Source organism: Aequorivita antarctica (assembly GCF_007997155.1).
Lineage (GTDB): Bacteria > Bacteroidota > Bacteroidia > Flavobacteriales > Flavobacteriaceae > Aequorivita > Aequorivita antarctica.
Genome location: NZ_VORT01000002.1, coordinates 296369 through 322849 on the forward strand (window position 1 = coordinate 296369; position 26481 = coordinate 322849).

The 26481-nt window shown below is 36.4% G+C and carries 28 protein-coding genes; 19 read left to right on the forward strand and 9 right to left on the reverse strand.

What is annotated here, in order from left to right:
- Nucleotides 1–156 precede the first annotated feature (156 nt).
- On the forward strand, nucleotides 157–954 hold the full coding sequence (locus tag ESU54_RS03950; RefSeq protein ID WP_111843842.1) for a hypothetical protein: 798 nt from the start codon (nucleotides 157–159) through the stop codon (nucleotides 952–954).
- Here ESU54_RS03950 and ESU54_RS03955 read toward each other — a convergent pair.
- The gene (locus ESU54_RS03955; protein ID WP_111843843.1) at nucleotides 951–1352 is read right to left on the reverse strand and encodes a thiol-disulfide oxidoreductase DCC family protein; all 402 of its coding nucleotides are present in this window, start codon (nucleotides 1350–1352) and stop codon (nucleotides 951–953) included. The genes ESU54_RS03950 and ESU54_RS03955 overlap by 4 nt on opposite strands.
- Before the next feature lie 60 nt (nucleotides 1353–1412).
- Complete coding sequence (locus tag ESU54_RS03960) at nucleotides 1413–3587, reverse strand: endonuclease MutS2 (RefSeq protein ID WP_111843981.1); 2175 nt, start codon at nucleotides 3585–3587, stop codon at nucleotides 1413–1415.
- Between the two features lie 39 nt (nucleotides 3588–3626).
- On the opposite strand from ESU54_RS03960, the gene ung reads away from it, so the two are divergent.
- Nucleotides 3627–4292, forward strand: coding sequence for a uracil-DNA glycosylase (ung, locus tag ESU54_RS03965; RefSeq protein WP_111843844.1), 666 nt, complete (start codon nucleotides 3627–3629; stop codon nucleotides 4290–4292).
- 195 nt (nucleotides 4293–4487) lie between these two features.
- Here the strand turns inward: ung and ESU54_RS03970 are convergent, their stop codons facing one another.
- From ESU54_RS03970 to ESU54_RS03985, 4 genes are all read right to left on the reverse strand, one after another.
- Entirely contained in the window at nucleotides 4488–5354 is an 867-nt protein-coding gene (locus ESU54_RS03970; RefSeq protein WP_111843845.1) for a substrate-binding domain-containing protein, read from the reverse strand.
- Nucleotides 5351–6223 (reverse strand): nucleoside phosphorylase, encoded by an 873-nt coding sequence (locus tag ESU54_RS03975; protein WP_111843846.1) that lies wholly within the window; start codon nucleotides 6221–6223, stop codon nucleotides 5351–5353. Before ESU54_RS03975 ends, ESU54_RS03970 begins: the two co-directional genes overlap by 4 nt.
- Nucleotides 6224–6233: 10 nt before the next feature.
- Nucleotides 6234–6563, reverse strand: a complete 330-nt coding sequence (locus tag ESU54_RS03980; RefSeq protein ID WP_111843847.1) for a translation initiation factor — start codon at nucleotides 6561–6563, stop codon at nucleotides 6234–6236.
- Between the two features lie 72 nt (nucleotides 6564–6635).
- Nucleotides 6636–7586 carry an isopenicillin N synthase family dioxygenase gene (locus ESU54_RS03985; protein WP_111843848.1) on the reverse strand — a complete coding sequence of 317 codons (951 nt, stop codon included), beginning with the start codon at nucleotides 7584–7586 and terminating at the stop codon, nucleotides 6636–6638.
- Between the two features lie 119 nt (nucleotides 7587–7705).
- On the opposite strand from ESU54_RS03985, the gene ESU54_RS03990 reads away from it, so the two are divergent.
- From ESU54_RS03990 to ESU54_RS04040, 11 genes are all read left to right on the forward strand, one after another.
- Complete coding sequence (locus ESU54_RS03990; protein ID WP_111843849.1) at nucleotides 7706–9715, forward strand: alpha-ketoacid dehydrogenase subunit alpha/beta; 2010 nt, start codon at nucleotides 7706–7708, stop codon at nucleotides 9713–9715.
- Between the two features lie 97 nt (nucleotides 9716–9812).
- Nucleotides 9813–9974, forward strand: coding sequence for a DUF1328 domain-containing protein (locus ESU54_RS03995; protein ID WP_111843850.1), 162 nt, complete (start codon nucleotides 9813–9815; stop codon nucleotides 9972–9974).
- A 44-nt stretch (nucleotides 9975–10018) separates the two neighbouring features.
- Nucleotides 10019–10498, forward strand: a complete 480-nt coding sequence (locus ESU54_RS04000) for a lipocalin family protein (RefSeq protein WP_111843851.1) — start codon at nucleotides 10019–10021, stop codon at nucleotides 10496–10498.
- Nucleotides 10499–10503: 5 nt separating this feature from the next.
- Complete coding sequence (locus ESU54_RS04005; RefSeq protein ID WP_111843852.1) at nucleotides 10504–11211, forward strand: OmpA family protein; 708 nt, start codon at nucleotides 10504–10506, stop codon at nucleotides 11209–11211.
- A gap of 74 nt (nucleotides 11212–11285) precedes the next feature.
- Nucleotides 11286–12413, forward strand: coding sequence for an NAD(P)/FAD-dependent oxidoreductase (locus ESU54_RS04010; protein ID WP_111843853.1), 1128 nt, complete (start codon nucleotides 11286–11288; stop codon nucleotides 12411–12413).
- Nucleotides 12410–13135 (forward strand): methyltransferase domain-containing protein, encoded by a 726-nt coding sequence (locus tag ESU54_RS04015; protein WP_111843854.1) that lies wholly within the window; start codon nucleotides 12410–12412, stop codon nucleotides 13133–13135. Before ESU54_RS04010 ends, ESU54_RS04015 begins: the two co-directional genes overlap by 4 nt.
- Nucleotides 13125–14177 (forward strand): type III polyketide synthase, encoded by a 1053-nt coding sequence (locus ESU54_RS04020; RefSeq protein WP_111843855.1) that lies wholly within the window; start codon nucleotides 13125–13127, stop codon nucleotides 14175–14177. The genes ESU54_RS04015 and ESU54_RS04020 overlap by 11 nt, the downstream gene beginning before the upstream one ends.
- A gap of 62 nt (nucleotides 14178–14239) precedes the next feature.
- Nucleotides 14240–15013 carry an SDR family oxidoreductase gene (locus ESU54_RS04025; RefSeq protein WP_111843856.1) on the forward strand — a complete coding sequence of 258 codons (774 nt, stop codon included), beginning with the start codon at nucleotides 14240–14242 and terminating at the stop codon, nucleotides 15011–15013.
- Between the two features lie 15 nt (nucleotides 15014–15028).
- Nucleotides 15029–15505 (forward strand): 3-hydroxyacyl-ACP dehydratase FabZ family protein, encoded by a 477-nt coding sequence (locus tag ESU54_RS04030; protein WP_111843857.1) that lies wholly within the window; start codon nucleotides 15029–15031, stop codon nucleotides 15503–15505.
- A gap of 8 nt (nucleotides 15506–15513) precedes the next feature.
- A complete protein-coding gene (locus ESU54_RS04035; RefSeq protein WP_111843858.1) occupies nucleotides 15514–16785 on the forward strand; it encodes a beta-ketoacyl-[acyl-carrier-protein] synthase family protein in 1272 nt (423 codons plus the stop codon).
- A gap of 5 nt (nucleotides 16786–16790) precedes the next feature.
- On the forward strand, nucleotides 16791–17042 hold the full coding sequence (locus ESU54_RS04040; RefSeq protein WP_111843859.1) for an acyl carrier protein: 252 nt from the start codon (nucleotides 16791–16793) through the stop codon (nucleotides 17040–17042).
- Between the two features lie 22 nt (nucleotides 17043–17064).
- Here the strand turns inward: ESU54_RS04040 and ESU54_RS04045 are convergent, their stop codons facing one another.
- From ESU54_RS04045 to ESU54_RS04055, 3 genes are all read right to left on the reverse strand, one after another.
- The gene (locus tag ESU54_RS04045; protein ID WP_146743972.1) at nucleotides 17065–17529 is read right to left on the reverse strand and encodes an arsenate reductase family protein; all 465 of its coding nucleotides are present in this window, start codon (nucleotides 17527–17529) and stop codon (nucleotides 17065–17067) included.
- Between the two features lie 13 nt (nucleotides 17530–17542).
- Nucleotides 17543–17845, reverse strand: a complete 303-nt coding sequence (hpf, locus tag ESU54_RS04050; RefSeq protein ID WP_111843861.1) for a ribosome hibernation-promoting factor, HPF/YfiA family — start codon at nucleotides 17843–17845, stop codon at nucleotides 17543–17545.
- Nucleotides 17846–17924: 79 nt separating this feature from the next.
- Nucleotides 17925–18887 carry a TerC family protein gene (locus ESU54_RS04055; RefSeq protein ID WP_111843862.1) on the reverse strand — a complete coding sequence of 321 codons (963 nt, stop codon included), beginning with the start codon at nucleotides 18885–18887 and terminating at the stop codon, nucleotides 17925–17927.
- Nucleotides 18888–19204: 317 nt separating this feature from the next.
- On the opposite strand from ESU54_RS04055, the gene ESU54_RS04060 reads away from it, so the two are divergent.
- The 6 genes from ESU54_RS04060 to ESU54_RS04080 all read left to right on the forward strand — a co-directional run bounded on the left by ESU54_RS04060 (nucleotide 19205) and on the right by ESU54_RS04080 (nucleotide 26039).
- A complete protein-coding gene (locus tag ESU54_RS04060; RefSeq protein ID WP_111843982.1) occupies nucleotides 19205–20065 on the forward strand; it encodes a formate/nitrite transporter family protein in 861 nt (286 codons plus the stop codon).
- Nucleotides 20066–20143: 78 nt separating this feature from the next.
- Nucleotides 20144–20299, forward strand: coding sequence for a hypothetical protein (locus ESU54_RS17775; protein ID WP_160113260.1), 156 nt, complete (start codon nucleotides 20144–20146; stop codon nucleotides 20297–20299).
- Between the two features lie 96 nt (nucleotides 20300–20395).
- The gene (locus ESU54_RS04065) at nucleotides 20396–22363 is read left to right on the forward strand and encodes a tetratricopeptide repeat protein (protein ID WP_146848079.1); all 1968 of its coding nucleotides are present in this window, start codon (nucleotides 20396–20398) and stop codon (nucleotides 22361–22363) included.
- A 58-nt stretch (nucleotides 22364–22421) separates the two neighbouring features.
- Nucleotides 22422–24662, forward strand: coding sequence for a caspase family protein (locus ESU54_RS04070; protein ID WP_111843864.1), 2241 nt, complete (start codon nucleotides 22422–22424; stop codon nucleotides 24660–24662).
- A 98-nt stretch (nucleotides 24663–24760) separates the two neighbouring features.
- Nucleotides 24761–24985 carry a PGDYG domain-containing protein gene (locus ESU54_RS04075; RefSeq protein ID WP_111843865.1) on the forward strand — a complete coding sequence of 75 codons (225 nt, stop codon included), beginning with the start codon at nucleotides 24761–24763 and terminating at the stop codon, nucleotides 24983–24985.
- Nucleotides 24986–25019: 34 nt separating this feature from the next.
- Nucleotides 25020–26039 carry a toll/interleukin-1 receptor domain-containing protein gene (locus ESU54_RS04080; RefSeq protein ID WP_111843866.1) on the forward strand — a complete coding sequence of 340 codons (1020 nt, stop codon included), beginning with the start codon at nucleotides 25020–25022 and terminating at the stop codon, nucleotides 26037–26039.
- The last annotated feature ends 442 nt before the right edge of the window (nucleotides 26040–26481 follow it).

Consider the following 26481-nt stretch of genomic DNA (forward strand, 5'->3'; position numbering starts at 1 on the left):
TTATAAAATTTATAATTGATTGTATTTTAACAGTTTAGTTTTTTGAAAAAAGATTAAATTTTATTAATTTAGATTATCACTTCTCCCCGGGAACAATTGCCCGATCTAAAATTTTTCTTGAATTTACCTATTTGGCTATGACTAAATATCATAGTTATGAAAACAGTTGTCTTAGTTTTTTGTGTTGGCTTTGCAATGGGAAATTTGTTTGGCCAGGTGGGGATTGGAACCGTAAATCCCACTAATTCTTCAATGCTTGAAGTGAGCAGTACCTCTGATGGAGGCAGTACTTACAAAGGTTTTATGCCGCCTCGGGTACCGAACATTCCTGCACGTAATGCAATAATTCCCAATATATCCGACGCGGGATTATTAGTTTTTGTGATGAACAATGGAAATGGACAAAGCTGTCTACAAATATGGGATGGAGGAGTCTGGAACGATATTTATTGCGTTACGATTCCATCTCCTGAAATATGGATCAATGAATTTCATTATAAAAACATGGGTACAGATTCTGGAGAATTTGTTGAGATCGCCGGTCCTGCGGGTTATGATTTAGGTACTTGTACAATTGAATTGTATAATGGCGCTACAGGCACCAATTACCAAACTATTCCTTTGAACGGATTAATTCCAAATCAATCAAATGGAGTTGGAACCCGTTCATTTGTGGCTACAGGACTTCAAAATGGACCAGCGGACGGAATTGCAATTGTAAAAGCGGGCATAGTCATCCAATTTCTTAGCTACGAAGGAACATTCATGGCAAATAACGGCCCTGCCAACGGAATAAATTCAACCGATATTGGTGTAAAAGAATCGAAAATTACAACCCCAATTGGCTTTTCTTTACAACTCACAGGAAATGGAAACACCTACGGAGATTTTATATGGAATGCCCCAGCGGATGATTCACCAGGAGATTTGAATGTGGGGCAAAATATTAATTAAAGAAACTTTGCTTTCAATTCTTTAGTAGGAATCATACAGCTTTCCTTCTTTCCAAACCATTTGTAACGGTTTCGTGCAATGTAATCATACACTGCATTTCTGATAAATTTCGGAACAATCATAAACCCAAAAAGTAGGGGATAAGCGCCAGAAAGATTCTTAGTTATATGAAGTGCCGCTGAAGACTTTTCGTAATGTTTTTCGTCATCAATAAGAATAATGGAATCTACTTTTTCAGTATCAATATTGAATTTTGCAACCAATTGTTTTCCAATCTCACTCTGAAGCGCCGCAAATTTGAAAACATTTTTTTTGTCGTGCTTTATAATATAGGTAACTGCGCCATTGCAAAGGTTGCAAACGCCGTCGAACAATATTATTTTGTGTTTTTCATTCATAATATCCTTTCAACTGCGCTCGATTAGACAAATGTCCGGTCGAGCGCAGTCGAGACCTAATTAAACTTTTTCTAGTTCCTCCAGACTTACGTTAGTCGTAAACATTCCGTAATTAACAATCGCCTTATTTTTTTCTATGGTATCAATCGTTCCAATTGCTCTTCCATCAATCATTCGAACTCTGTCACCAAGTTTGAGTGTAACTTTCGGTTTTGGCGGGGGTAGCTTTTTGGCTTTTTCCTTCTCTTCTTTTTTGCGTTCCCGGATTACTTCCACCTTTTTTTCAACTTCCTTGATAACCTTTTGTTCCTTGGCTTTTACGGCTTTCTTAACTTTTGGCTCCAGTTTTTTGCGCTTGCTGTTTTCAATCATAACCAGCTTCATCAACTCGTCAATCAACTGCTTTTTCTGTTTATTGTTGAAATATTTTTCTGAAAGTGCATCAACTTTTTTCCCCAAACTGATTAGCTTTTGGTTTGCATCAAACAATTCTTGATAGCTTTCCAGTTTTTCCTGTACACGTGCGTTCACTTCTTCTAGTTGCTTGCCTTCAACCCGAGCTTTTTGTTCCTCTGTTTTTAAAGATTCTGAAGTTTTTCTGAGATTTGACCGCTCTTTTTGAAGATTGGCTATGGTTTTATCAAAACGCACTTTCCCGCGTTCAATCTTTTTCTTTGATCTATTTATAAGACTATAAGGAATTCCGTTTTTTTGGGCAACTTCAAAAGTATAACTGCTTCCAGCTTCGCCCAAATGCAAATGATAAAGTGGTTCCAACGATTTATTATCGAATTGCATATTGGCATTGATTGCGTATGGCAGCTCGTTTGCCAAAAGTTTTAAATTGGTGTAATGCGTTGTGATTATCCCAAAAGCCTCTCGTTCATAAAAAACTTCCAAAAAAGTTTCGGCCAAAGCTCCGCCGAGTTCTGGATCACTTCCAGTTCCAAATTCATCAATTAAAAAAAGTGTTTTTTTATCGCACTTTTTCAAAAATTGATTCATTTTTTTTAAACGGTAACTATAAGTACTTAAATGATTTTCAATAGATTGGTTGTCGCCAATATCTGTCAAAATTCGTTTAAAAAAGCACATTTCGCTTTGGGGTTCAACGGAAATCAACAGACCACTTTGAAGCATTACCTGCAAAAGCCCAACTGTTTTAAGCGTAATACTTTTACCGCCAGCGTTTGGCCCAGAGATTACAATGATTCGCTTATCGGGAACCAGTTCAATGCTCTGCGGAAATGTTTTTTCTTTCCGTTTATTGTTTGAAACCAACAACAGCGGATGAAATGCATTTTGAAGTGAAATCTTTTTTTCTGAAGTGATAATAGGTAATACTCCATTTATTTTCAGTGCGTACTTTGCTTTTCCGTAAAGCACGTCCATACTTGTTAAATATTCTTGATAGCTCGCCAAAAGTGCCGTGTGTGGCCTTACAAATTCTGTCAATGCTTTTAGAATTCGTTTTATTTCTTCGTCTTCTTCGTAAATTAAATTACTCAGCTCGTTGGCATATTCTAGTGTTTCTTGAGGTTCAATATAAACGATGCTTCCCGTTTTTGAACTGCCCAAGACTGAGCCTTTTACTTTTTTGCGGTGCATCGCTTTTACTGCCAGAACCCGACGGTTTTCCACCACAGACTCACGGATTTCATCCAGATAATCGTTTTGTATGTATTGCGAAAGTGCTTTTGTAAAAGAGGAATTTATCTTTCCCTTCACCACATTCAATCTTCTACGAATAACGCCTAGTTCGGTGGAAGCATCATCATTAATTTCGCCATATTTATCAATCCGTTTATTTACTTCTTCTGAAATGATTGAATTGTAATCTACTTCTTCGGAAAAAGAATTCAAGTGAATATAGAATTCCTCAAACTTTTTAAAGAATTTAAGGAGAATTCGAGTGGTTTCAGAAATGGAAAGAATTTTTCGAAACCCAGAAATTTCAAGCGTACTGTTTTCAATATCTAGCAATCGCAACTCTCTGAAAATAGGATCAAAGCCGTGGTTTGGAATCCGGTTGTCACCATCAAGTGAAGCCGTAAACTCCTTAACACGTTGCAATTCGGGTTCAATTTCAGCAAATTCTTGAAAGGGCACAATTGAAAGTACATTCTCACGCCCCGGTTCGGTAACGCAAAATTCTGAGACTTGGCGCAGCACCGAAGGAAATTCAAGGTCCTCTAAAGTTTTACTGTCTATACGGGCTTTCCGTTTTATTTCCATTAATTTTACTTTTTCAGCAATCATGCAAAAGTAACAATAATGGAGGTAACAATCGAGCCAGGATGGAAGGCGATTTTAAAGGAAGAATTTGAGAAACCTTATTTTAAAAATTTGGTGGAATTCGTAAAAACAGAATATATTTCAAAACATTGTTTTCCGCCGGCAAAGCAGATTTTTTCAGCCTTTAATCATACGCCTTTTAAGGGTGTCAAAGTTGTCATAATAGGGCAGGACCCCTATCACGGACCAGGACAGGCACATGGTTTGTGCTTTTCAGTTGGAGAAAACGTAGCGGTTCCACCTTCGCTGAAAAATATTTTTGAAGAAATAAGAACTGATATCGGCTCCCCAATTCCAAAAAATGGCAATTTGGAACGCTGGGCAGATCAGGGCGTGTTATTGTTGAACGCCACCTTAACTGTTCAGGCACATCAGGCAGGGAGCCATCAAAACAAAGGTTGGGAAAAATTTACGGATGCAGTTATTGAAAAGCTTTCTATGGAAAGGGAAGGATTGGTATTCCTGCTTTGGGGAGGTCCCGCAAAAAAGAAAGGTGCCAAGATTGATACGTCAAAACATTTGGTGCTAAGCAGTGGTCATCCTTCGCCATTAGCCGCAAATAGGGGCTATTGGTTTGGAAATAAACATTTCGGTAAAACAAACGAATACTTAAAGAAAAAAGGCAAAAACCCAATTAAATGGTAATTTTAATGAAAGAAAAGAAATGGGGATATTTCTTATTCTTCTTCGGGTACTTCTGATTCGGTAGCGTCATTGCAACTAAACTGCAGTAGCAAGAAATTTGTGACTAACAACGCCCCCAAAACGATTAAAAAAGTAGTCATAATACTTGGTTTTATAATAACAAGATGCAAGTTCTACTTTCGGGTTGCGTAAATATTAAGATTTTTTTTGGATATTATGTAATATACTGTTTTTCTGAACTTTACTTTCAATTAAATCTAGTTCCAATAGTTTCTGTTGAATATTTTCCAGTTCTTTTGAGCTTAGCTGCCGGTCGCTCCATTCGGTTAACGACAGCCATTCACGTACATCTTCAATTTTTAGGCCGTAGCGTTTTGCAATCATCTCATCAATCTTTGGTATATTTTTGAAGTTTTCAGTAGTGTTGTTTATCACTTTCAAAATTGATTGAACACTTTCTAAATCATTCTCTAAAACATCATTTCGAACAGCGATGACAAAACTTGGCCACGGAGTAGGAGATTCACCAATTAAACGTAAAGTACCGTTGTCCACATGTGGTTTGGTCATAAATTTTTCCCACATAAAATAGTCGCCGTTTCCTTTTGGAAGTCCTTCCAAAGCGCCTTCTAAATCCTTTATCACTTTAAAATTCAAGTCGGTTTTTAAATCCCAATCAAGGGTTTCAGCATTTACGAAAGCCATTAAATGTGATCCGGAGCCAAAACGACTTATTGCGGCTTCTGTTCCTTTTAAATCTGAAACTGTTTCATAATCTGAATTGGCTGCAACGTGGATTCCCCATAAAAGAGGCGTTTTCACGAAAACTTGGATAATCTTACAATCGTTTCCTTTAATTATATCACGAACAATTCCCTCGGTGAGGATTACAGCCATGTCTATTTCTTTTTCGCGCAGTGCACGGGACATTTGACCAGTTCCGCCTGGGTAATCTTTCCAGCGTAGATTGATTCCTTTTTCCTGAAAATCCTTATCGCGAAGTGCAATATACCAAGGCAGGTTGAAATGTTCTGGCACACCGCCAATTAGAAAATTTTTCATTCTGTAACTTTTTCTAAAGTGTATTGAATAAGTGCATCTATGGTTTTTGATGCATTTTTACTGAAAGTTCCGGAAGCACGATTAGCAATAATTGCATTCATTGAAATAGCTCGATGGCCTAGCAATTTGGCCATCCCGTACATTGTTGCGGTTTCCATTTCCAGGTTGGTGATCTTTTTCTTTTTATAGCGGAAGGAAGTTAGCTTTTCATTTAGTTTTTCATCCTTCAATTTTGCGCGAAGCACCCGGCCTTGCGGCCCATAAAAACCAACATTGGTAATAGTTATACCTTGAATAGTATTTTCAGATGTAAATTTTTTCAGCAAAGTTTTATCAGCCTCTACGGCATAGGGAACCGAATTGTCTGGATTCCATTGGGTATGGTCAATAAACGATTGTGCAAAATCGCGATTGAAAATTTTATCCGTTTTGTCGTAATAATGCATTACGTTATCTAATCCGATGCCGAGTGTACTAATCAAAAAGCTATCCACTTTAACATCGGGAGTCAAGCCTCCAGAGGTTCCAATCCTAATAATATCAAGCGACGTCAGCTTTTTCTTGACTTGACGCTTTTCAAAATCTATATTCACCAAAGCATCCAGTTCATTGAAGACAATGTCAATATTGTCGGGACCAATTCCGGTAGAAATCACGCTAATACGCTTTCCTTTGTAGGTTCCAGTGTGGGTTTTGAATTCGCGATGTTCGGCCTTTGTTTCAATGGTGTCGAAATATTTGGAAACCATTTCTACACGGTCGGGATCGCCTACAGTAATTACGGTTGCAGCAAGCTGTGAAGGAGCCAGATTCAAATGGTAAATTTTACCTTCAGGCGTCAATATTAGTTCAGATTCTTCAATTCTCATCCTTTTATTTTTATCCCCCAACCCGTTTAACCTTAAATCCCTTTTCTTTTAGGAATTTCATAATCTTATCGCGATAGTCTCCTTGAATAATAATTTGTTCATTTTTAAAACTTCCCCCAACACTTAATAGCTGTTTCAATTCCTTTGCAAGAATCTTGAAATCACTATCCGCACCGGTGTAGCCTTCTATAATGGTAATCGGTTTCCCCTTTCTCTTTTCATACTTACAAATTAACGGGTCGTCTTGCATCCAAATAGTAGGTTCCTCATTCGTTTCGGGAACATCTTTTGGATCGTGGTCGGGAAATAGATTTTTTAATTGTTCTTCTAAGGAATTCAAGATTTAAAATTTAAGATTTGTGATTTCGGCTCCGCACAATCCCCGAATCGGTCCCTGAGCGAAATAGAAGGGTTATTTTTTAATTAATCCAATTTCCACCAATCGCTGGTGTAAAAATTCACCTGCTGTAATATCACCAAATGCTTTTGGGTGTGCTTCGTCAATACATTCTGGCAAACAATTCAATTTCATATCGCAGCGCGGATGCATAAAGAAAGGTATTGAGTAGCGCGGGCTTCCCCATTCTTCACGAGGTGGATTTATAACCCTATGTATAGTAGAGCGAAGTTTATTGTTAGTGAGGCGTTCAAGCATATCGCCCACGTTTATAACCAATTCGTCATCCTTAGGAATTGCATCAATCCATTCGCCATCTTTTCTCAAAACTTGAAGACCACCAGCAGAGGCTCCCATTAATAGTGTAATAAGATTGATATCTCCGTGGGCTCCTGCACGCACCGCTCCTTTGGGCTCTTCAGTAATAGGAGGGTAGTGAATTGGGCGAAGGATGCTATTGCCATTATTTGCCCAATGGTCAAAATAGAACTCATCCAAGCCAATATAAAGTGCCAATGCTCTAAGCACATAAATTCCAGTTTTTTCAAGCATTCGGTATGCTTCCATACCAGTATGGTTAAAATCGAGCAATTCCTTAACATGAACGTTTTTCGGATATTCTTCCTCGAGTTTAGCATCTGCAGAAGGCTCTTGTCCAAAATGCCAAAACTCTTTTAAGTCTCCTTCTTTTTTTCCTTTAGCATGCTCTTTTCCGAAGGAAATATAACCGCGCTGTCCGCCTAGACCTGCAATTTCATATTTTTCTTTCACTTCAAGTGGAAGTGCAAAAAAGTTTTTCACTTCTTTATATAGTTCATCGACCAAATCATCACTTAGGAAGTGATTTTTAAGGGATACAAAACCTATGTCTTCGTATGCTGAACCTATTTCATTTACAAACTTTTGCTTTCTATTTGGGTCTTCAGAAAGGAAATCGGCTAAATCTACACTGGGTATATTGTTCATAGCAATTGAATTTAGCTTACAAAGATACCAAATTGTAAAAGTTTTTCCTCAGATAAAATTTGCTTTAATAATCCTTATTACAATGGGTTTTTTTCTACTTTTGAATCTTCTAATTACTAATGATGAAACCTGAAACAACACCACATATTTTCTTCGATTATAACCGAAAAAATCTTGACAATGAAACCTTGCTAAAACTTTACCGTGGAATGCTGAAGCCACGGATGATAGAAGAAAAAATGCTCATTCTTCTGCGTCAAGGAAAAGTTTCAAAATGGTTTAGTGGCATAGGTCAAGAAGCTATTTCAGTAGGGATTACAGCTGTTTTGGACAAAGACGAATACATTTTACCCATGCACCGAAACTTGGCGGTTTTCACGATGCGCGATATTCCGCTCCACAGATTGTTTTCGCAATGGCAGGGAAAAGCAAACGGATTTACAAAAGGTCGCGATAGAAGTTTTCACTTTGGAACACAGGAATTCCACATTATTGGAATGATTTCGCACTTAGGCCCTCAATTTGGTGTTGCTGATGGAATTGCTCTGGCAAACAAATTAAAAGGAAATAATAAAGTATGTGCCGTATTTACAGGAGAAGGTGGCACTAGTGAAGGTGATATTCACGAAGCGTTAAACGTTGCTTCTGTTTGGCAACTTCCTGTTCTTTTTTGTGTTGAAAACAACGGTTACGGCCTTTCAACGCCAACCAACGAACAGTATAATTGTGAAAATATAGCCGATCGTGGAAAAGGCTATGGGATGGAAGCCCATATAATTGAAGGCAACGATATTTTGGAAGTTTATACCAAACTGAAAGATTTAGTTGAAAGTATGCGGAAAAATCCACGTCCGGTGTTGTTAGAGTTCAAAACCTTCAGAATGCGCGGTCATGAAGAGGCGAGTGGCACAAAATACGTTCCAACAGACTTGATTGACGAATGGGGACTGCGAGATCCGCTTGTAAATTATGAAAGCTATTTGCTCGGGGAAGGTATACTTTCTGAAGAAAAAATCCAAGAGTTTAAAGATGAATTCAAGCACGAAATTGATTCGAATCTAGATATTGCTTTTGCAGAACCAAAAATAGAATCTACTGAAGCTAATGAATTAAATGATGTTTACAAAGAGTTTAATTATCAGGATGTTAAAGAAAATTCAAATAAAGAAAATATTCGCTTAATTGATGCTATTTCTCAAGGTTTGAAACAATCCATGGAACGTCACGACAATCTTGTGATTATGGGCCAAGATGTTGCTGAGTACGGCGGAGTTTTTAAAATAACAGAAGGGTTTTTGGAGCAGTTCGGTAAAGAACGGGTCCGCAACACACCTATTTGTGAATCTGCCATCGTTTCTGCGGCAATGGGACTTTCCATTAATGGATTTAAAGCGGTAGTGGAAATGCAATTTGCAGATTTTGTTACTTCGGGTTTTAACCCAATTATAAATCATCTTGCAAAAAGTCATTACCGATGGAATGAAAAAGCTGATGTAGTAGTCCGAATGCCCTGTGGCGCAGGAGTAGGAGCGGGGCCGTTCCATAGTCAAACAAATGAGGCGTGGTTTACACACACACCTGGCTTAAAAGTTGTTTACCCAGCTTTTCCTTACGATGCCAAAGGATTATTGGCTACATGTATTGAAGATCCCAACCCCGTGATGTTTTTTGAACATAAAGCATTGTATAGAAGTATTAGACAAGATGTGCCCACGGATTATTACACACTTCCTCTGGGTAAAGCTTCCGTTTTAAAAGAAGGAAAAGACGTTACTATAATAACTTATGGAGCCGGAGTACATTGGGCTTTGGAAACTCTGGAACAAAATCCAGAAATAAGTGCAGACTTAATCGATTTGCGAACATTAATCCCTTTGGATACCGAAGCAATTTACAGTTCAGTTAAGAAAACTGGAAAGGTAATTATCCTTCAAGAAGATTCAATATTTGGGGGTATTGCTTCAGATATCTCCGCATTGATAATGGAGAATTGTTTTGAAAATTTGGACGCTCCTGTAAAGCGGGTTGCCAGTCTAGAAACACCTATTCCTTTTGCGGCAAACTTAGAATCTTCTTATCTTCCTAAAGAAAAATTTAAAAAAAACCTATTAAATTTATTATCTTACTAATAATTTAACATTCGTTGTTAAACTTTAGACAAAGATAATCCAAACGTTAAAATTGTTGTTTAATTTAGTGCCATACTAATCATTAAACCCAAAAACTATGTTACGTTGGATCGTTATTTTCTTAGTTATTGCAATCATTGCAGCAATTTTTGGTTTTGGAGGCATCGCAGAAGGTGCAGCTGATATCGCAAAAATTATCTTTTACATCTTTATAGTTCTTTTAGCAATATCATTACTCTCAAGATTATTTAAAAGATAAAAAATTTACTAACCCCTTTTTTTTAAACACAAAAACTATCATTTATGAAAAAAATCCTCATTTTGGCCCTGATTGCGGCCACAGCATTTTCTTGCGGAACACCAAAAACCGTTCAAGAATCTCGAAAAGTTATTAAAGGCTATTGGACTTTGGAAAATATAACATACGGTTCCTCAGGAACTTATAATGTTACTTTATTCAACGATACTTCAGTAGAATGTTTCGAAGGAAGTACTTGGAGATTCATTCCAAATAACAATACTGGTAATTATACTATTGACAACTCTAACTGTCCAACAGGTCAACGCGATTTCATCTTTACTATAATAGAAATTGATCCCGCTTCTGGACTATATGATTTTATGGTAAAACCAACAGATGCAAAGGGAAGATCAGAAGATAAAACTGGATTCAGATTGCACCTTGCCCAACTTAACGATAACTCAATGCGTTGGGAACAAACGGTGAGTTTGGATGGCAAACCTTTTAAAATAAACATGAATTTTTCTAAAATAAACGAATAATAATTATGAAAACATATTTAAAACAAACCGCATTAGTAGCTTTAGCTTTTACACTTATTTTAAGCCTAGGAAGCTGTGAAGCCACTAAAAATGCTAACAATAAACAAAAGGGTGCCGTAATTGGAGCCACAAGCGGAGCCGTATTGGGTGCAATACTTGGTAACAATATTGGTAAAGGTGGCAATGGAGCGCTTGGCGCAGTCATTGGCGGCGTAGTTGGTGGTGGAGCTGGAGTTCTTATTGGAAACAAAATGGATAAGCAGGCCCAAAAGATTGAGCAAGAAATCCCCGGAGCTCAAGTAGTAAGAGTAGATGACGGAATCGTGATTACTTTTGACGAAAATAGTGGCGTTTATTTTGATACAGCTAAATATAATATCAACGCAGCATCACAGGCCACTTTAGATAAATTGGCAAATGTATTAAAAGAGTATGCAGATACTGATGTTCTTGTTGTGGGTCATACTGATAGCGTAGGTGCTGATGAAATGAACATGACACTTTCAAAGAATAGAGCGCAGTCCGTTACTAATTATTTTGTACAGAGCAAAGGTTTAAGCGCTGGCAGATTCACTACCAATTGGTATGGTGAAACGGCTCCAGTTGCAGACAATACAACAGCTGAAGGTCGTGCTAAAAACCGCCGTGTAAACCTTGCTATCATTCCAAATGAAAAAATGAAGAATGAAGCTAAGCAACAAGCTGGCGAATAGTTAGAAACTTAAATATTTTAAAAAATCCCTACCTCTCTTTAGGTCGGGATTTTTTTTTAGCTTTAAAGTCAAACATGGCAAATAGAACAAAACGAGATGTTGTAATAATAGGCGGTGGCCTGGCAGGCCTTTCAGCCGCATTGCATCTTGCTAACAACAATTGTAAAGTATGTTTGATTGAGAAAAATGAATATCCGCACCACAGAGTTTGTGGCGAGTATGTGAGTAACGAAGTATTGCCTTATCTAATTTCTTTGGGAATCAATCCCTTTTCAGTTGGAGCCAAAAAAATATCAAAATTTGAAATTACCGACTCCAAAGGTGCTCCATTAAAAGCCAGTTTGCCCCTCGGAGGTTTTGGGATTAGCCGTTATGCTTTTGACAATTTGTTGTTTGAAGCCTTAAAGAATAAAGCTGAAATTATTTTTGACACCGTTGAAAAAGTAACTTTTGAAGAGAATCATTTTTCGGTTACAACCAAAAAAAAGAATATTTTGAAAGCAGATTTTGTGATAGGAGCCTATGGAAAAAGATCTAATTTGGATTCTTTTTTAAATCGAAAATTTATGCAGCAAACTTCGCCTTGGCTTGCTGTGAAAGCTCACTATGATTATGATTTCCCTGATGATACTGTTGCATTGCATAATTTTAAAGGTGGCTATTGCGGGTTAAGCAAAACTGAAACCAATACCGTAAACGCTTGTTATTTGTCCACTTTTAAGTCCTTTAAGAAATATGGTGTTATTGATGCCTTTCAGAAAAAGGAGCTTTCAAAAAATCCTTATTTGGATAAATTTTTTAAAGAAGCAAAACCGATCTTCAAAAAACCATTAACCATCAGCCAGGTTTCTTTTCAGAAAAAAGAGCCTGTAAAAAACCATATCTTTATGTTGGGTGATAGTGCAGGACTCATTCACCCGCTCTGCGGTAATGGAATGGCAATGGCAATAAAGAGCTCCCAAATTTTTTCAGAATTGTTTCTCAAAGCATTTCAAGAAAACAATTTTGATAGAACCAAATTGGAAGAGGATTACACAGCACAATGGCAAAAAGAATTTGGAGAGAGATTAAAAACAGGAAGATTTATCCAGCGTATTTTGATGGATCCCTTTGCTTCAAAAGTAGGTTTTTCATTAGCAAAGATTGTTCCTTCGTTGTTGCCGAAATTAATTGAAAAAACACACGGAAGCCAAACAAAATGATAACCTTCAGCCATAAATATAGGTCAGACCAAGTCGAGATAATGGACGACTTGGATTTTCAAGGGGAAGAAATGAAAAATCTTCTAAAAGACTTGAAAACAGTTAACAAATGGCTGGGTGGAAATAATATTACAATCGATGGCTTACAAAAGTTATTGAAAAATCATCCAAAAAGCAAAAGCATTACGCTTTTAGACATTGGGTGTGGTGATGGCGAATTCCTCCGAAAATGCAGTGATTTTGGAAATAAAAACCATTTCAATTTTAAATGTATTGGATTGGATTTCAACGAAAACATTATAGCGGTTGCCAGAAAGCAAAGCAATAATTATCCAAACATTTCTTTTGAAAAAGTTGATGTTTTTTTGAATGAAGAATCAATTCCAAATTGCGATATTGCATTGTGTACGCTGTTTTTACATCATTTCAGTAATGAAAAGATTGAAAGTTTATTGAATACGTTATTGAAAAAAGTAAATATAGGCTTGATAATAAACGACTTGCAACGCAGCAAACAAGCCTTTAACCTGTTTAAGATAGTAAGTAAACTATTTTTGAAAACAAAAACCGCAAAACACGATGGATTGGTTTCCATTGCGCGAGGATTCAAAAAAAGTGAATTGGAAAGTATTTCCAAAAAAATCCCAAATCAACAAAGCGCTATCCACTGGCGTTGGGCATTCCGATATCAATGGATACTTAAAAAAACTTATGAACGTTAAAATAACCACAGTAGCAAAACAGCTTCCTGCATTCAGCAGAGAGACTGCGGAAGTAATTCCATTTGTAAAACAATGGATGCATGCACAAGACAGCCGATTCCAAAGAAAAGTGATAAAAATATTTGAAGGAGCGGGAGTGGACAAACGTTATTCTATTATGGATCCTATTGAAGTTTTCACAAAAACAAGTTTTGAAGAACGCAATGATATCTACGTCCGAGAAATAACGAAGCTAGGCAAACAATGCCTCCTAAAAGCACTTGATAAAGCAAACTGGAAACCTACAGATATAGATTTTATAATCACCGTTAGCTGCACTGGAATTATGATTCCATCAGTAGATGCCTATTTGATTAACGAACTGAAAATGAAGCAAGACATTGTGCGTCTTCCCGTGACAGAAATGGGTTGTGCTGCTGGGATTTCGGGAATTATTTATGCAAACAATTTTTTAAAGGCAAATCCTGGAAAGCGTGCCGCGGTTATTGCATTAGAAGCACCCACTGCCACTTTTCAATTGGAGGATTTTTCAATGGTGAACATTGTTAGCGCGGCAATCTTTGGTGATGGCGCCGCCTGTGTGTTGCTATCCTCTAATGAAGCAGATGAAGGCCCCGAAATACTCGCTGAAGAAATGTACCATTTTTATGACGCTACTGATATGATGGGCTTTAAACTTGTAAACACAGGACTTCAAATGATTCTCGACAAAAATGTTCCCGAAAAGATTACAGAACACTTTCCAGAAATTGTATATCCCTTTCTGAAAAAAAACAATCTTGAAATTAAAGATATTAACCACCTTATTTTTCATCCCGGGGGACGAAAAATATTGGAAACCGTTGAGGATTTGTTCGGCAGTTTGGGCAAAAATATTGAAGATACCAAAGAAGTGCTTAAATTGTATGGCAATATGAGCAGTGCCACAGTGCTGTATGTTTTAGAACGCTTTATGGACCAAAAACCCAAAAGTGGGGATTTGGGCTTGATGCTCAGTTTTGGTCCTGGTTTTTCGGCACAAAGAGTTTTACTTAAATTTTAAAATTCGTTGTTCAATTATTTAATACCGGTTACTTAGCAGAGCCGTAGTGACATAGATTATTTATGAAAGAATTCAAAAATCAATGGGCATTAATCCTTGGCGGAAGTAGCGGACTTGGCCTTGCCAGTGCTAAAAAACTTGCATCCGAAGGGATGAATATTTGCATTGTCCATCGAGATTTGAAGAATAGTTTGGCTGCTTTTGAGGAAGAGATGAAAAAGATGAAATCCTATGGAGTTTTAGTAAAATCCTTTAATCAGGATGCTTTGAATGGAGATGTTAGAAACGAAATACTTAATGAGCTCCCGAAGCATAGCGTTAAAATACTTCTGCACAGCATTGCTAAAGGAAGTTTAAAAAAAATGCACGACGATAAAAATGAAATCCTTTCAAAGCAGGATTTTGACATAACTATTCACGCAATGGCCGTTAGCTGGTATGAGTGGGTTCAAGCTTTAATTCAAAAAGAAATATTTGTTGCCAAAGCAAGAAGTATAGCTTTTACAAGCGAAGGAAACTCAAAAGTATGGCCTGGCTACGGGGCTGTTTCTGCGGCGAAGTCAGTACTGGAAGCTTTAATGCGAAATATGGCGGTAGAGTTGGCCCCATTGGGAATTACAACCAACTGTATTCAGGCCGGAACTACAAAAACACCTTCATTTTTGGCAATTCCCGGAAGTGATAAATTAGCTGAAATGGCTAAAATGAGAAATCCTTTCAATAGACTAACAACTCCAGAAGATGTTGCCAACGTTGTGTCGCTACTCTGTAAAAAAGAAGGAGATTGGATAAACGGAACCATAGTGAAAGTGGATGGAGGCGAAAGTTTAAGATGATTTTAAAAAGATAATTTGAAGATTAACGAAATTATATTGCAGCTACCGTACTCCGAACCTTTTTTGTTTGTGGATGAAGTGCTTTCCGTTTCCGAAGAAACTATTTCTGGAACCTATACTTTTCACAAAGACGCATTTTTTTATAAAGGTCATTTCAAAAACAATCCTGTTACTCCAGGTGTAATCTTGACGGAATGTATGGCGCAGATTGGGTTGGTATGTCTTGGTATTTATCTTTTGGACAAAGAGAATAGTTTAACATCACCAACATTTGCTATGAGTAGTATCGAAATAGATTTTTACCTTCCTGTTTTTCCAGGTGAAAAAGTCAAAGTGCTTTCGGAAAAAAAATACTTCAGGTTTAATAAATTAAAATGTGAAGTGAAAATGCTAAATAATAATGATGAAATTGTTGCGAAAGGAACTATCAGTGGAATGATAATCAATAAGAAAAGAGAAGAAACAATTCATTCAAAGAAACTTCCTCAATAAACATTTAAATGAAGAAACGTGTAGTAGTTACTGGTCTTGGAGTGGTTTCACCAAATGGGGTGGGTCTTCCGAAGTTTTCGGATTCCATAAAAAAAGGTATTTCCGGAATCCGCTTTTTCCCAGAACTACGCGATCTCAAATTTTCATGTCAATTGGGAGCAATGCCCACTATCTCTGAAGAAAAAAAACGCGAATATCTTTCTGAACTTCAACTTCGCAACTTCAATAGCAGCGGTATTTTATACGGCGTAATTGCTGGAATGGATGCATTGAAAGATGCAAAATTGGAACCAGCAAAAAATGAGGAAGAACCGTTATGGGATTTGGGAATAATATTCGGAAGCGGCACAAGCGGCGTCGAGAAATTTCGCGAGGCCATTTATAAAATTGACGATAAAAACGTGCGGCGATTGGGAAGCAATTCCGTTGCACAAACCATGACGAGTGGCGTGAGTGCCTATCTGGGAGGTATAATTGGTGCTGGAAATATGGTTACAGCCAATTCCTCCGCCTGTGCAACTGGTACCGAGGCACTTTTAATGGGTTACGACCACATAGCCAATGGTAAGGCAACTTATATGTTGTGTGGTAGCACAAGCGATTCTGGCCCTTATATTTGGGGTGGTTTTGACGCGATGAAGGTTACAACCTATAAATACAACGATTCCCCCGAAAATGTTGCAGGCCCAATGAGTGTTGACGCCAGTGGCTTTGTTCCCGGCAGTGGGGCAGGGGCATATATACTCGAATCTTTGGAAAACGCCCAAAAACGTGGTGCTACTATATATGCAGAAGTCTTGGGCGGAGCTATAAACAATGGAGGCCAAAGGGGAGGAGGCAGTATGACTGCGCCTAACAGTTTGGCTATTCAAAAATGTATAAAGGATGCATTAAAAAACTCAAATATTTCAGCTTCGGAAATTGATTATATAAATGGACACCTTACCGCGACAATCAAAGACCCTGATGAAATAGAGAACTGGAGCATTGCGCTGAACAGGAAAGGGGAGGAGTTTCCCTATATCAATTCGCTGAAAGGGATGGTGGGCCATTGTTTGGCGGCCAGTGGTAGTATTGAAATTGTTTCAGCAATTCTTCAACTGCACGAAGGCTTTGTTTTTCCCAATGTAAATTGTGAAAAACTGCATCCAAAAATAGCAACAATGATTTCTTCTGAAAAAATTTCGATGAAACTACTCAAAACATCGTTACAAACCATAGCCAAGGCCAGTTTTGGTTTTGGTGATGTAAACGCATGTGTTATCTTTAAAAAAATTTAAATCCCATGACTTCAGAAGAAATTTTCGCGCTTCTTGAACCCATAATTAAAACCTACTTACCAGAAGATGTTTCTGCTAAAGAAATAAATCATGAAAGTGATTTGACACGCGAATTGAATATTAATTCTGCCCATCTTGTAGATATTATTTTGGACATAGAGGACGTTTTCAATATTGAATTCAAAAATGAAGATATGGAAAAACTGCGAAATGTGAACGATGTTACTTTTCTAATCCAACAAAAAATTTCTGCTTAGCACAATTGTAAATCGCGTTTGATTATTCGTCTTTCTCAATAAAATTTTCATCCTCGGTTGTTCTCTCAATATCAAGATTCGCATCGTTTAATGGACTTTGTTCCAAACCTGCAGAATCAACTTCAAAAAACTCCAAGATTTCTGGGGGATTGTCAATTTGTTTGGTTCGTTTTCCTTTAATGACAATAGGTCGTGATATTACAGAATCATTTTTCTGAATAATTTTAAGCCAATCATTTGAACCAAAATTCGTTGTGCTCTCATCGTCAATCTCTAGTTGTCTTTTATCAACCAAATCACCAATCTTAACACCCAATTCATCTGCAATCTCGGCCCATTGGGTATCTGACACTTTGGTTTTTGCCAAATCTATTGCCAAATATCTTTCATCACTTCCTGCTAGATAGCTCAACGTGTGTGTTCCAATGCGTGTATTACTACTGTATATAAGTGTAATTTGTTTATCGTTTCGAGCTATAACTCCCATATTTTTCATACAATTAGTGTGCGTTCAGTTTTTCCTTACGTTTTTGAAGTTGTGAACGAAGCTCTGTAATTACTTTTGCAACTGAAGCTTCAAATGATGCAGTGGAGGTTTCTGCAAATATGGTAGGTCCAGGCATACCTAAGCGTACGCTGCAAATTTTTCCTATTTCAGGATTAGTTGTGTTTTCCTTTTTAAAGTAAACATCTGCACTAACTATAGCGTCGTATTTTGATTCAAGTTTATTTAGTTTTTCAGCTACAAAAGCTTCCAATCTTGGGCTAGCTGCCACCTCGTGATACTCGAAGTTTATATTCATATCTTGTTGATTTAGATTACAATTTTAAAGATACGATAGCAAAAAAACCATTCCAAACTTTTAATAGGATTTTGTGAAATTAATCTTCCTCAACCACAGAAGGCTTTGGGTCTGGTATTATCATTGAAGCAATAACGCCAGCTACAAGCGATACACCGATAACTCCGAGAGAAAGCCATTCAGGAATTTCAACATTGTGAGAGAGAATCATTTTTACACCTACAAAAGCAAGAATTACTACCAAACTGTAATTGATATATCTAAATTTGGTCAACATTCTTGAAATTAAAAAATACATAGAACGCAGTCCCAAAATGGCTAAAATGTTTGAACTGAATACAATAAAAGGATCAGAAGTGATGGCAAGAATGGCTGGAATACTATCCAGAGCAAAAAGAATGTCCGTCAATTCTATGATTATAAGTGCAACAAAAAGTGGGGTAGCTGCACGGATCCCCATTCGTTTTATAAAAAACTTATCGCCTTCCATTTTGTAGCTTATAGGGAATAGTTTTTTAAGGAAACGAAACATTTTTGACTTTTTGGGGTCAAATTCTTCTTCTTTATGGAATAACATCCTAAAAGCTGTAATCAATAGAAACGCTCCAAAAACATAGATTATCCAGTCAAATTTATTGATTAATGCAACGCCAAAAAAGATCATTAACGCTCTAAAAACAATGGCTCCCAAGATTCCGTAAAATAGAACTTCGTGTTGGTATTTTTGTGGAATCTTGAACGAAGAGAAGATAACTGCTATAACAAAAACATTGTCTATACTTAGGGAAAGCTCAATTAAATAACCCGTTATATATTTTAAGACCGCAAGCTGGGGCGTTAGTTCGGTGGGGTTTTCAATAAGACCTCCCGGTTGAAATAACCAATAAATAACACCTGAAAAACTTAGGGCTACAGTAATCCAAATTGTCGTCCAAATAGCAGCTTCCTTTGTTTTGATTACATGTGGAGTACGGTTGAAAATGCCCAAATCCAAAGCTAAAAATAAAATGATAAATGCAATAAAAATTCCCCAGACGAGCATAAAATTAAAATTTTGAGTAAAAATAAGTGCATTTGAAGTTATAACAATATAGGAAAATGTTAATAATGAAGGAGAGCATTAAATCTTTTTTAAAACCATTGCTTTTGGCTATTTTGATGGTGATGTTGATGAGTTGCCGAAAAATCTAAAAAAGCAAGAACTTAAAGAGATATGCAAACACAAAACGCGGGCTGAATTTGCCTTTAACGGAGATTTCAGCAAATAATTAAAGCATTTTAAGCAGACCTAATAAAAGTTTCATTTCTGATTGAATAATTAGATTTATCTTCGGAATGGATTTTTTTCAAAAAACACTTATGGAAACAACTGACCAAAATAAATCTGAAGAGCAGCAAAATATCGACAATGAGCTGAAAAAATCTAAAACATCTGAAGCGGATACTGCAAAATCGCATGGCGAAATACTGAAACAACAGATTATAGAAGGGCAGGAGACCTATGATAAAAACCCTATAAGTATTCTCTTAAGTTCCCTAACAGCGGGATTGGAAATTGGTTTTAGTTATTTATTGATATGCGTTATGTTTTATTTCCTCAGTGGAAAGGTTGCTGAAGACACCATAATTAAATCATTGTCATTGGTTTATCCATTGGGGTTTATTATGATAATACTTGGCCAATCCATACTTTTTACGGAACAGACTTCATTGCTTACATTACCGGTTTTAAATAAAAAAAGAAGTCTGCCCAGCCTTTTAAAACTTTGGGGGCTGGTTATAGCTGGAAACTTACTTGGTGGTTACCTGATTGCTTTTTTATTGGTTTGGCTTGGACCCCGTTTGGAGATATTTGATTTAAAAACAGTAGAAAAAATAGCGATACACGTAACCCAATACAACAATATTGTTATTTTGGCCAGCAGTATACTTGCCGGTTGGTTAATGGGATTACTCTCGTGGTTAGTGGCAGCCTCCAAAGATACATTGAGCCGCATTGTAATAATTTTTATGATAACCGCAGTTTTGGCGTTTACAGGCCTTCACCATAGTATAGTTGGCAATGTGGAAGTGTTTGCGGGATTAATAACTTCATCTGCAATATCATTTTTAGACTATATCTCCTTCATTGCCTTGGCGCTTTTAGGAAATGCGCTTGGAGGATTTGTGTTTGTAGCCTTGCTTAAGTACCGGGCTTTTGTGTATGATGTGAAAGGCTAATTCCTTCCTGTTGAGCGAAGCATTTTATAAAGAAAAATCCCTTTTATAAAAGGGATTTTAAATGTGTTTATTTAGCGAGTGAAAACCAATTATCCTGGATTAATACCTCCAGCTGGCTTTTTTTTAATTTTTGGCGCTGGCTTAGGTGCTGGTTTAGCAGGTTTTGCTGGGGTTGCGGGCTTTTTTTTTGGTTCTGTTGGCATAATAAAAAGATTTTGGTTAAACAATAACTAAAGATAAGCATTTAGAAATTATCGGTTTAATTTTATTTGAAATAAATCTTCGAAGACTATCTGAATTTAAGTATTTTAGCAATACTAACCGAATATTATGACGCTTAACTCCTTTTTTAAGCAATGCCACGAAAAGGAAGTCTTTAAAATGTTGTCTATATATGTGGTGTCTGCATGGGTAATTTTGCAGGTACTATCAATAACGTGGCAACCTTTGGGACTTCCGCAAAAATCTGTTACTTTCCTAATAGTAGTCTTGCTTATATGCTTTCCACTTTATATTTTTTTTCTTTGGAAATTTAGAATTGTTCCCCTACAAAAAGCCGAAATAGACACTGATGAAAAAGATCAAAAGAAAAAAATAGCATTTCAGAAAATGTACTTTTCTGCTTTGGGTATTATTGCTTCTATCTGCGTAATAGCCGTTTTTTTTATTGTGAATAAAAATTTCTTCCAAGGAAATAAAACGCTTCTTCCTAAAATAATACAAAGCGATAAAATTGCTGTTTTAAAATTTGGCAACAATACTGGCGATCCACAATACGATATTGTGAGCAAAATGGCTTCAGATTGGATTATCCATGGTATTACCGAAAACAACGTAGCACAAGTAATAACACAGGATTTGGTAGATGAATATAAAGCAATATTAAAAGGTAAAAATGTTGAAGAAGATGAAACCACCATCGTTAAAGAATATTTGAAGCCCAGCAAAATTATTTCTGGAAATTTCTATCTAAAAAAGGGCAAACTAATTTTTCAAGGAATGTTAATAGATGGAAAAACGAACAAAACTATAATTTCATTTAAACCCACAGAATGTGCTACTGAAAACCCATTAAAATGTATTGAAGATCTAAATGAATCTATTACAGGTTATTTTATTACGGCAGACAAGAAAAATCTAACAATTCAAGAAAGCCCACCTAAATACGAGGCATACAAATATTTGATAGAAGCAAAAAACAGTAATGACGACCAAGAGTACATTACGCTATTAAACAAAGCTATTGAAACTGATTCCACGTATTTTGAGCCAAAAGTACTTCGGGTTCAACATTATTTTAATCAAAGAGAATTCAAAAAATCAGATTCGCTACTTAAACTTATAAAACCCGACTCCTATACCAATAAACGCCAATTGAATCTACTAAATATGCACGAGGCGTTATTAAAGGGAAACAACCGCACAGTTTATAATACCTATTTAAAAGAATATGAAATAGCTCCTTCCGATTTAGGTAGCAATAGTACCATTATGATTTTTGCGCTTCAGTTTGTAAACAGACCCGAAGATGTTGAAGCAATTTACAAAACAGTTGTGATGGATAGCATGAATCTCCAAAACTGCCGAGATTGCATTTTTCGTATATACGTAAAAGCGTATGCTGATATTGAATTGAAAAATTATAATTCAGCTATTAAAATAATTGAAACAGCCCAAAAAGAAAACGAAATTAAATATCTTAATAGACCTTTATTGATTGCATACATAAGGTCTGGAAGAGAAGAGGTTTTGGAACAATTTCTGCGAAAAATAGATATAACTGCAACATCCGCAGAGGCACAGGAGTTATATTTACAAGCAGGAAAAGAATATTTATTGAAAGGCAACAAGCCAAAAGCAGATGAATATTTCAACAAAATAATAAACTCCGAGCCCAACACAGTAGCTCCAGAAATGTTAGCTGACGCATTGTTTTATAAAGAAAATTATGCGATAGCTGAAAAAGTTTTAAGTAAAATTCATACCAATGAGCCAAAGAATAGTAATGTTTTATCAAAATTGGCAATCTGCAATTTTAAACTCGGCAATATTTCCGACGCAGAAAAAAATATCCAAAATTTGGAAAATATACGAGCTAACTTCCAATTTGGTGAAATAGATTATGCCCTTGCACAATATTACGCAGCAACAAAAAACAAAGCTGAGTTGTATAAATCTTTGTTGAAATCCGTTGCGAGTGGGCATGTGTTCCATTGGAAATACTATAAAAACGATCCTCAGTTTATAGATTATATAAATTCAAAAGAGTTTGAAGAAGTGTTGAATTTTTGGAAATAAGGTATTTTTAAATTTTCAGCTCCCCACTACTTTTTCTATTAAATTAAAAATAGATAAAATGGCAAAACTAAAAAATGCACATGCACTAATTATTGGGGTAGGTAGCAAAGACTTACCAGAAACTGTAAACGACGCCAAGGCTTTACAAAAACTTCTTGGCGATAAAAAATTTGGCGGTTATTATAAAAAAAACATAAAAGTACTTACCAGGAAAAAAGCTACTCGAAATGGAATTCTGAAAGCGTTTGATGAATTGCTTGAAAGAACCGATGAAAATTCATCTGTATTTCTATATTATTCCGGTCACGGCGGTATGTATAGCGATAATACATTTATAAAAGATGAAGCAAAAAAGAAGCCCGAAGCAGAAAACCAAAAATATTTTCATCTCTGCCCAAATGATTATGATCCTGATAACTACAAAACTACGTGGATAAAGGCTGAAGAAGTAAAATATAAAATTTCGCAACTACAATCCCGAAGACTAATATTCTTTTTAGATTGTTGCCACGCCTCAGGAATGACGGCAGGCGTTTCAAGACATACTGTGCAGCCAAAACACACAAACGCAGACGGCTTAGCGCAAAACTTAGACGATGGCCGTGGAATGACCATTGTTTCTGCCTGCCGTGCTGATCAGGAAAGTGGAATTGTAGAGGGGGAGGAGAACAGCATTTTTACAAAATGTATGCTTGAAGTTTTAAGTGGAGAGGACAAGCATGAAGACGATGACCCATTTGTAACAATTTTTGAAGTGCTTATATATTTATTCGATAAAGTTCCTAAAATAAATCCTGATCAAAAACCGTATGCTAATCTTCAGTCATATGAAAATTTCGTGGTTAGTATCTCTTCAAAATTTGAAAAAGACAACCTTGAAGAGACTGAAGCTGAAACTTTAGAAAACAAACCAAAATCTCCTGAAAAAGAATTGGTTACAAAATTTAGAGAAAGTGAAAATGCCAATAGTGTTATTCTTTTTGTACACGGCTTTTCTGGCGAAGCAGAGAATACATTTGCACAAGCGCCAAAGTTGCTCATTAACAATAAAGGCGGATTAGACGGTTGGGATATGTTTCCGTTGGGTTATAGTAGTAATGTAGTGCCAGAAATGGGTAAGAGTGTTTGGGCATGCGCAAAAGATATTGAAAGAAACTCAGATTTCTTGCTTACTTCAATCAAAAATAAATTTTCAAAATATAAGCGTATCGCAATTGTAGCGCACGATTTGGGTGGAATTGTAGTTCAACAAGCAATGCTAGAATTAGAAGCGTATGATTTAGGTAGAATAAGTCACGTAATGTTTTATGCTACCCCAAGCTATGGCCTGCCTGAAATAGAACTTCAAAACTTTTTCACTTATGGCAATGATGAAAAAGACCTGAAAGAAGGAAGCCAATATATGCGAAACCTTCGAAATCGTTGGGATGAGGCTTTTAAAGATGATTATCCTTTCACTTTTAAAACAGTTGCGGCTACTAAAGATGAATATGTACCCATTAGTTCAAGTTTGGAACCTTTTCCAAAAAAATACCACGAAATCATAGAGGGCGACCATTTTTCAATAGTACAGATTACGAATGAAAATGACGATAGCTACCAACTACTTTTAAATACACTAACCAACAAAAGTTTTTTGAATAAATCTTCAAATACAGAAGAAATAAATATTGCAATAGGCGAGTATAGTGATGTTATAAACAAGCTCCTTCCAACGCTAGAAATGCTTGACAGTAAAGGCCTAGAGCAGCTAATTTATGCTTTAGAAGGCGCGGGTAGGGAAGAGGAGGCACTGAAAATTTTAAATGAACATCCAGAAGCAAAGGACAATTCGAACTTATTGGGAATAATGGGAGGGAGGTATAAGCGCCAATATTTGAAAACACATACAACTGAAGATTTGCGAATGGCTTTCAAACATTATAGCGATGCCTTGAATATTTCAGAAGCAAAAAATGATTATTCCCAAATATATTATCACGCCATCAATCTGGCTTTTCTCTCTTTGATGAAAGGAGAGAAAGGCGATATGAATACTTTTGCAGACCAAGCATACCAAGCAACAGCGAAGGATCCATTCCCAAGTTTGTGGAAACTTGCAACTATGGGAGAGGCTTTTCTTTATAAAGGAGACTTTGAAAATTCAAAGGAGAATTATGCAAAAGCAGCAGCAATGGCTGGCTTGCGCGAAAAGATTTCAATACATTCCAATGCCTATAATGCTTACGTTAGTTTAATGCAAACAGACAATCCGGAAGACCCATTTATAAAATTCCTAAAAACGAACTTTTTAACTTAGTATAAACCAGTTTATGTATTCTGAAAATTCGATTGATTCATTCATTAAACACCTAAGAACCAATTTTTTATTGTAATTTAATTTTAAATTTATCAGCTATGAAGAAATTCCTTCTAGACAAAACCCCAAAATTGGATTTCAAAAAAGCTTTAAAAAAACCTATTCCCATAAAATGTATACAAATAGACGAGCCTTTTCAAGTTGAAAGCATAGAAGGACTTGTTACGGGAAAAGCAGGCGACTGGTTGATGATAGGTATAAATGGGGAGAAATATATTTGTGACAATGCCATTTTCCATAAGACTTATGATATTATTGACTAACGCAAAACCAAATTAAATTTAAAATCGCTAAAAGATGAGTGCAAAAAAAATATTTATCAGTTATTCAAGACGAGACACTGAATATGTAAAATCCTTGGTGGAAGCATTGCGAAAACAAGGGTTCGAGGTGTGGTTCGATAAGAATATACGCACAGGTACTGACTGGGACGACACTATAGAATCTGAATTGAAAAAGGCAGACGCCATAGTGTTGATACTGTCGAAAACCTCGGTGGCTTCAGAGAATGTGAAGGATGAAATATCATACGCCATAGGGCTTGATAAGACAGTAAACCCAATAAAGATAGAGGAATGCGACGTGCCGATGCGTTTGGCGCGGAAGCAGTTTGTAGATTTTACGGTAATGGGCCACGAAGCGGGTTTTGAACGATTGGTGAACGATTTGAAGCATACCTTAAAATTGGCCGAAGAAAATAAAACGGTTCCAAAAGGTACTTTTAAGCCGCCAGTAACAGCTGCCAACCAAGGAAACGTGGTGCAAAAAGGCTCTAAAAAAATTATGCCATATGTAATTGGGGGGATTGCGACCTTACTTGTTTTTGTTATTTTGATACTAAATTGTGATGACGGAACCACAGAAGATACCATAGAAAATGATACCCAAACAGCTACAGAAAGCACAAATCCTGATTGGGAGGATGCCGTAAGTTCAAATTCCATCGACAATTATTTAAAGTATATGTATAAAGTGGGCCCTGAGGATGAATACTTTATGGATGCAGCAGATTCAATTGATATGTTAATGCCCAATATAGGAGTTGTAACCTATGCAGATCCTGACGGTACAAAACATTTTGTAAAGAATCTATTTACCAATGCGGAAGGAAATCTGGATTATGGACAAGATGACAACCAACTGCCCAGATCTGGAGATATTCTTTCAGCTATTAGCTTTGTAGATATATATGATGTTAATGACAAACAGATTATTCATGGAGAGAATATTATCGCTGGAGAGAAAGTAAGAGTAATGGCTGTTGATTTTCCAGATGATGGATCTATTTTAGTAACAATCCAATTTCCAGATAAGTAAACACACATAAACATTAAATTGAACCCAACTAGCAAAGTATAGAGGGTTCTCACATATTCTATTTTACATAATATAAATTATAGAACAAATATGTGTTTTGAGTTATTATGGGGAAATGGCGATTATTGTATGTGTTTATGGTATTTATGACGTTTTGATTGATTACGTATAATTTGCATATAATTTCTCTAATTGGGAATTTGTCGGGAATATTTTGGAATACGCGATTTATGAGCATTACGTTTTTAAAATTTTCCTTGAATCTATTTTATCTATTGTGAAATTATCTCGCTCTGAAGCTTATACATTTTACAATTTGATTTGAAATAAAATTTAGGACTACCTGAGTTTGACCTTAATTACACCTTAAGTAAACCTTAGTTAGATTGTTGCAGATGCTGTTACTTCTATTATTCCTGTTTCGGTTTTAAAACATCAATAA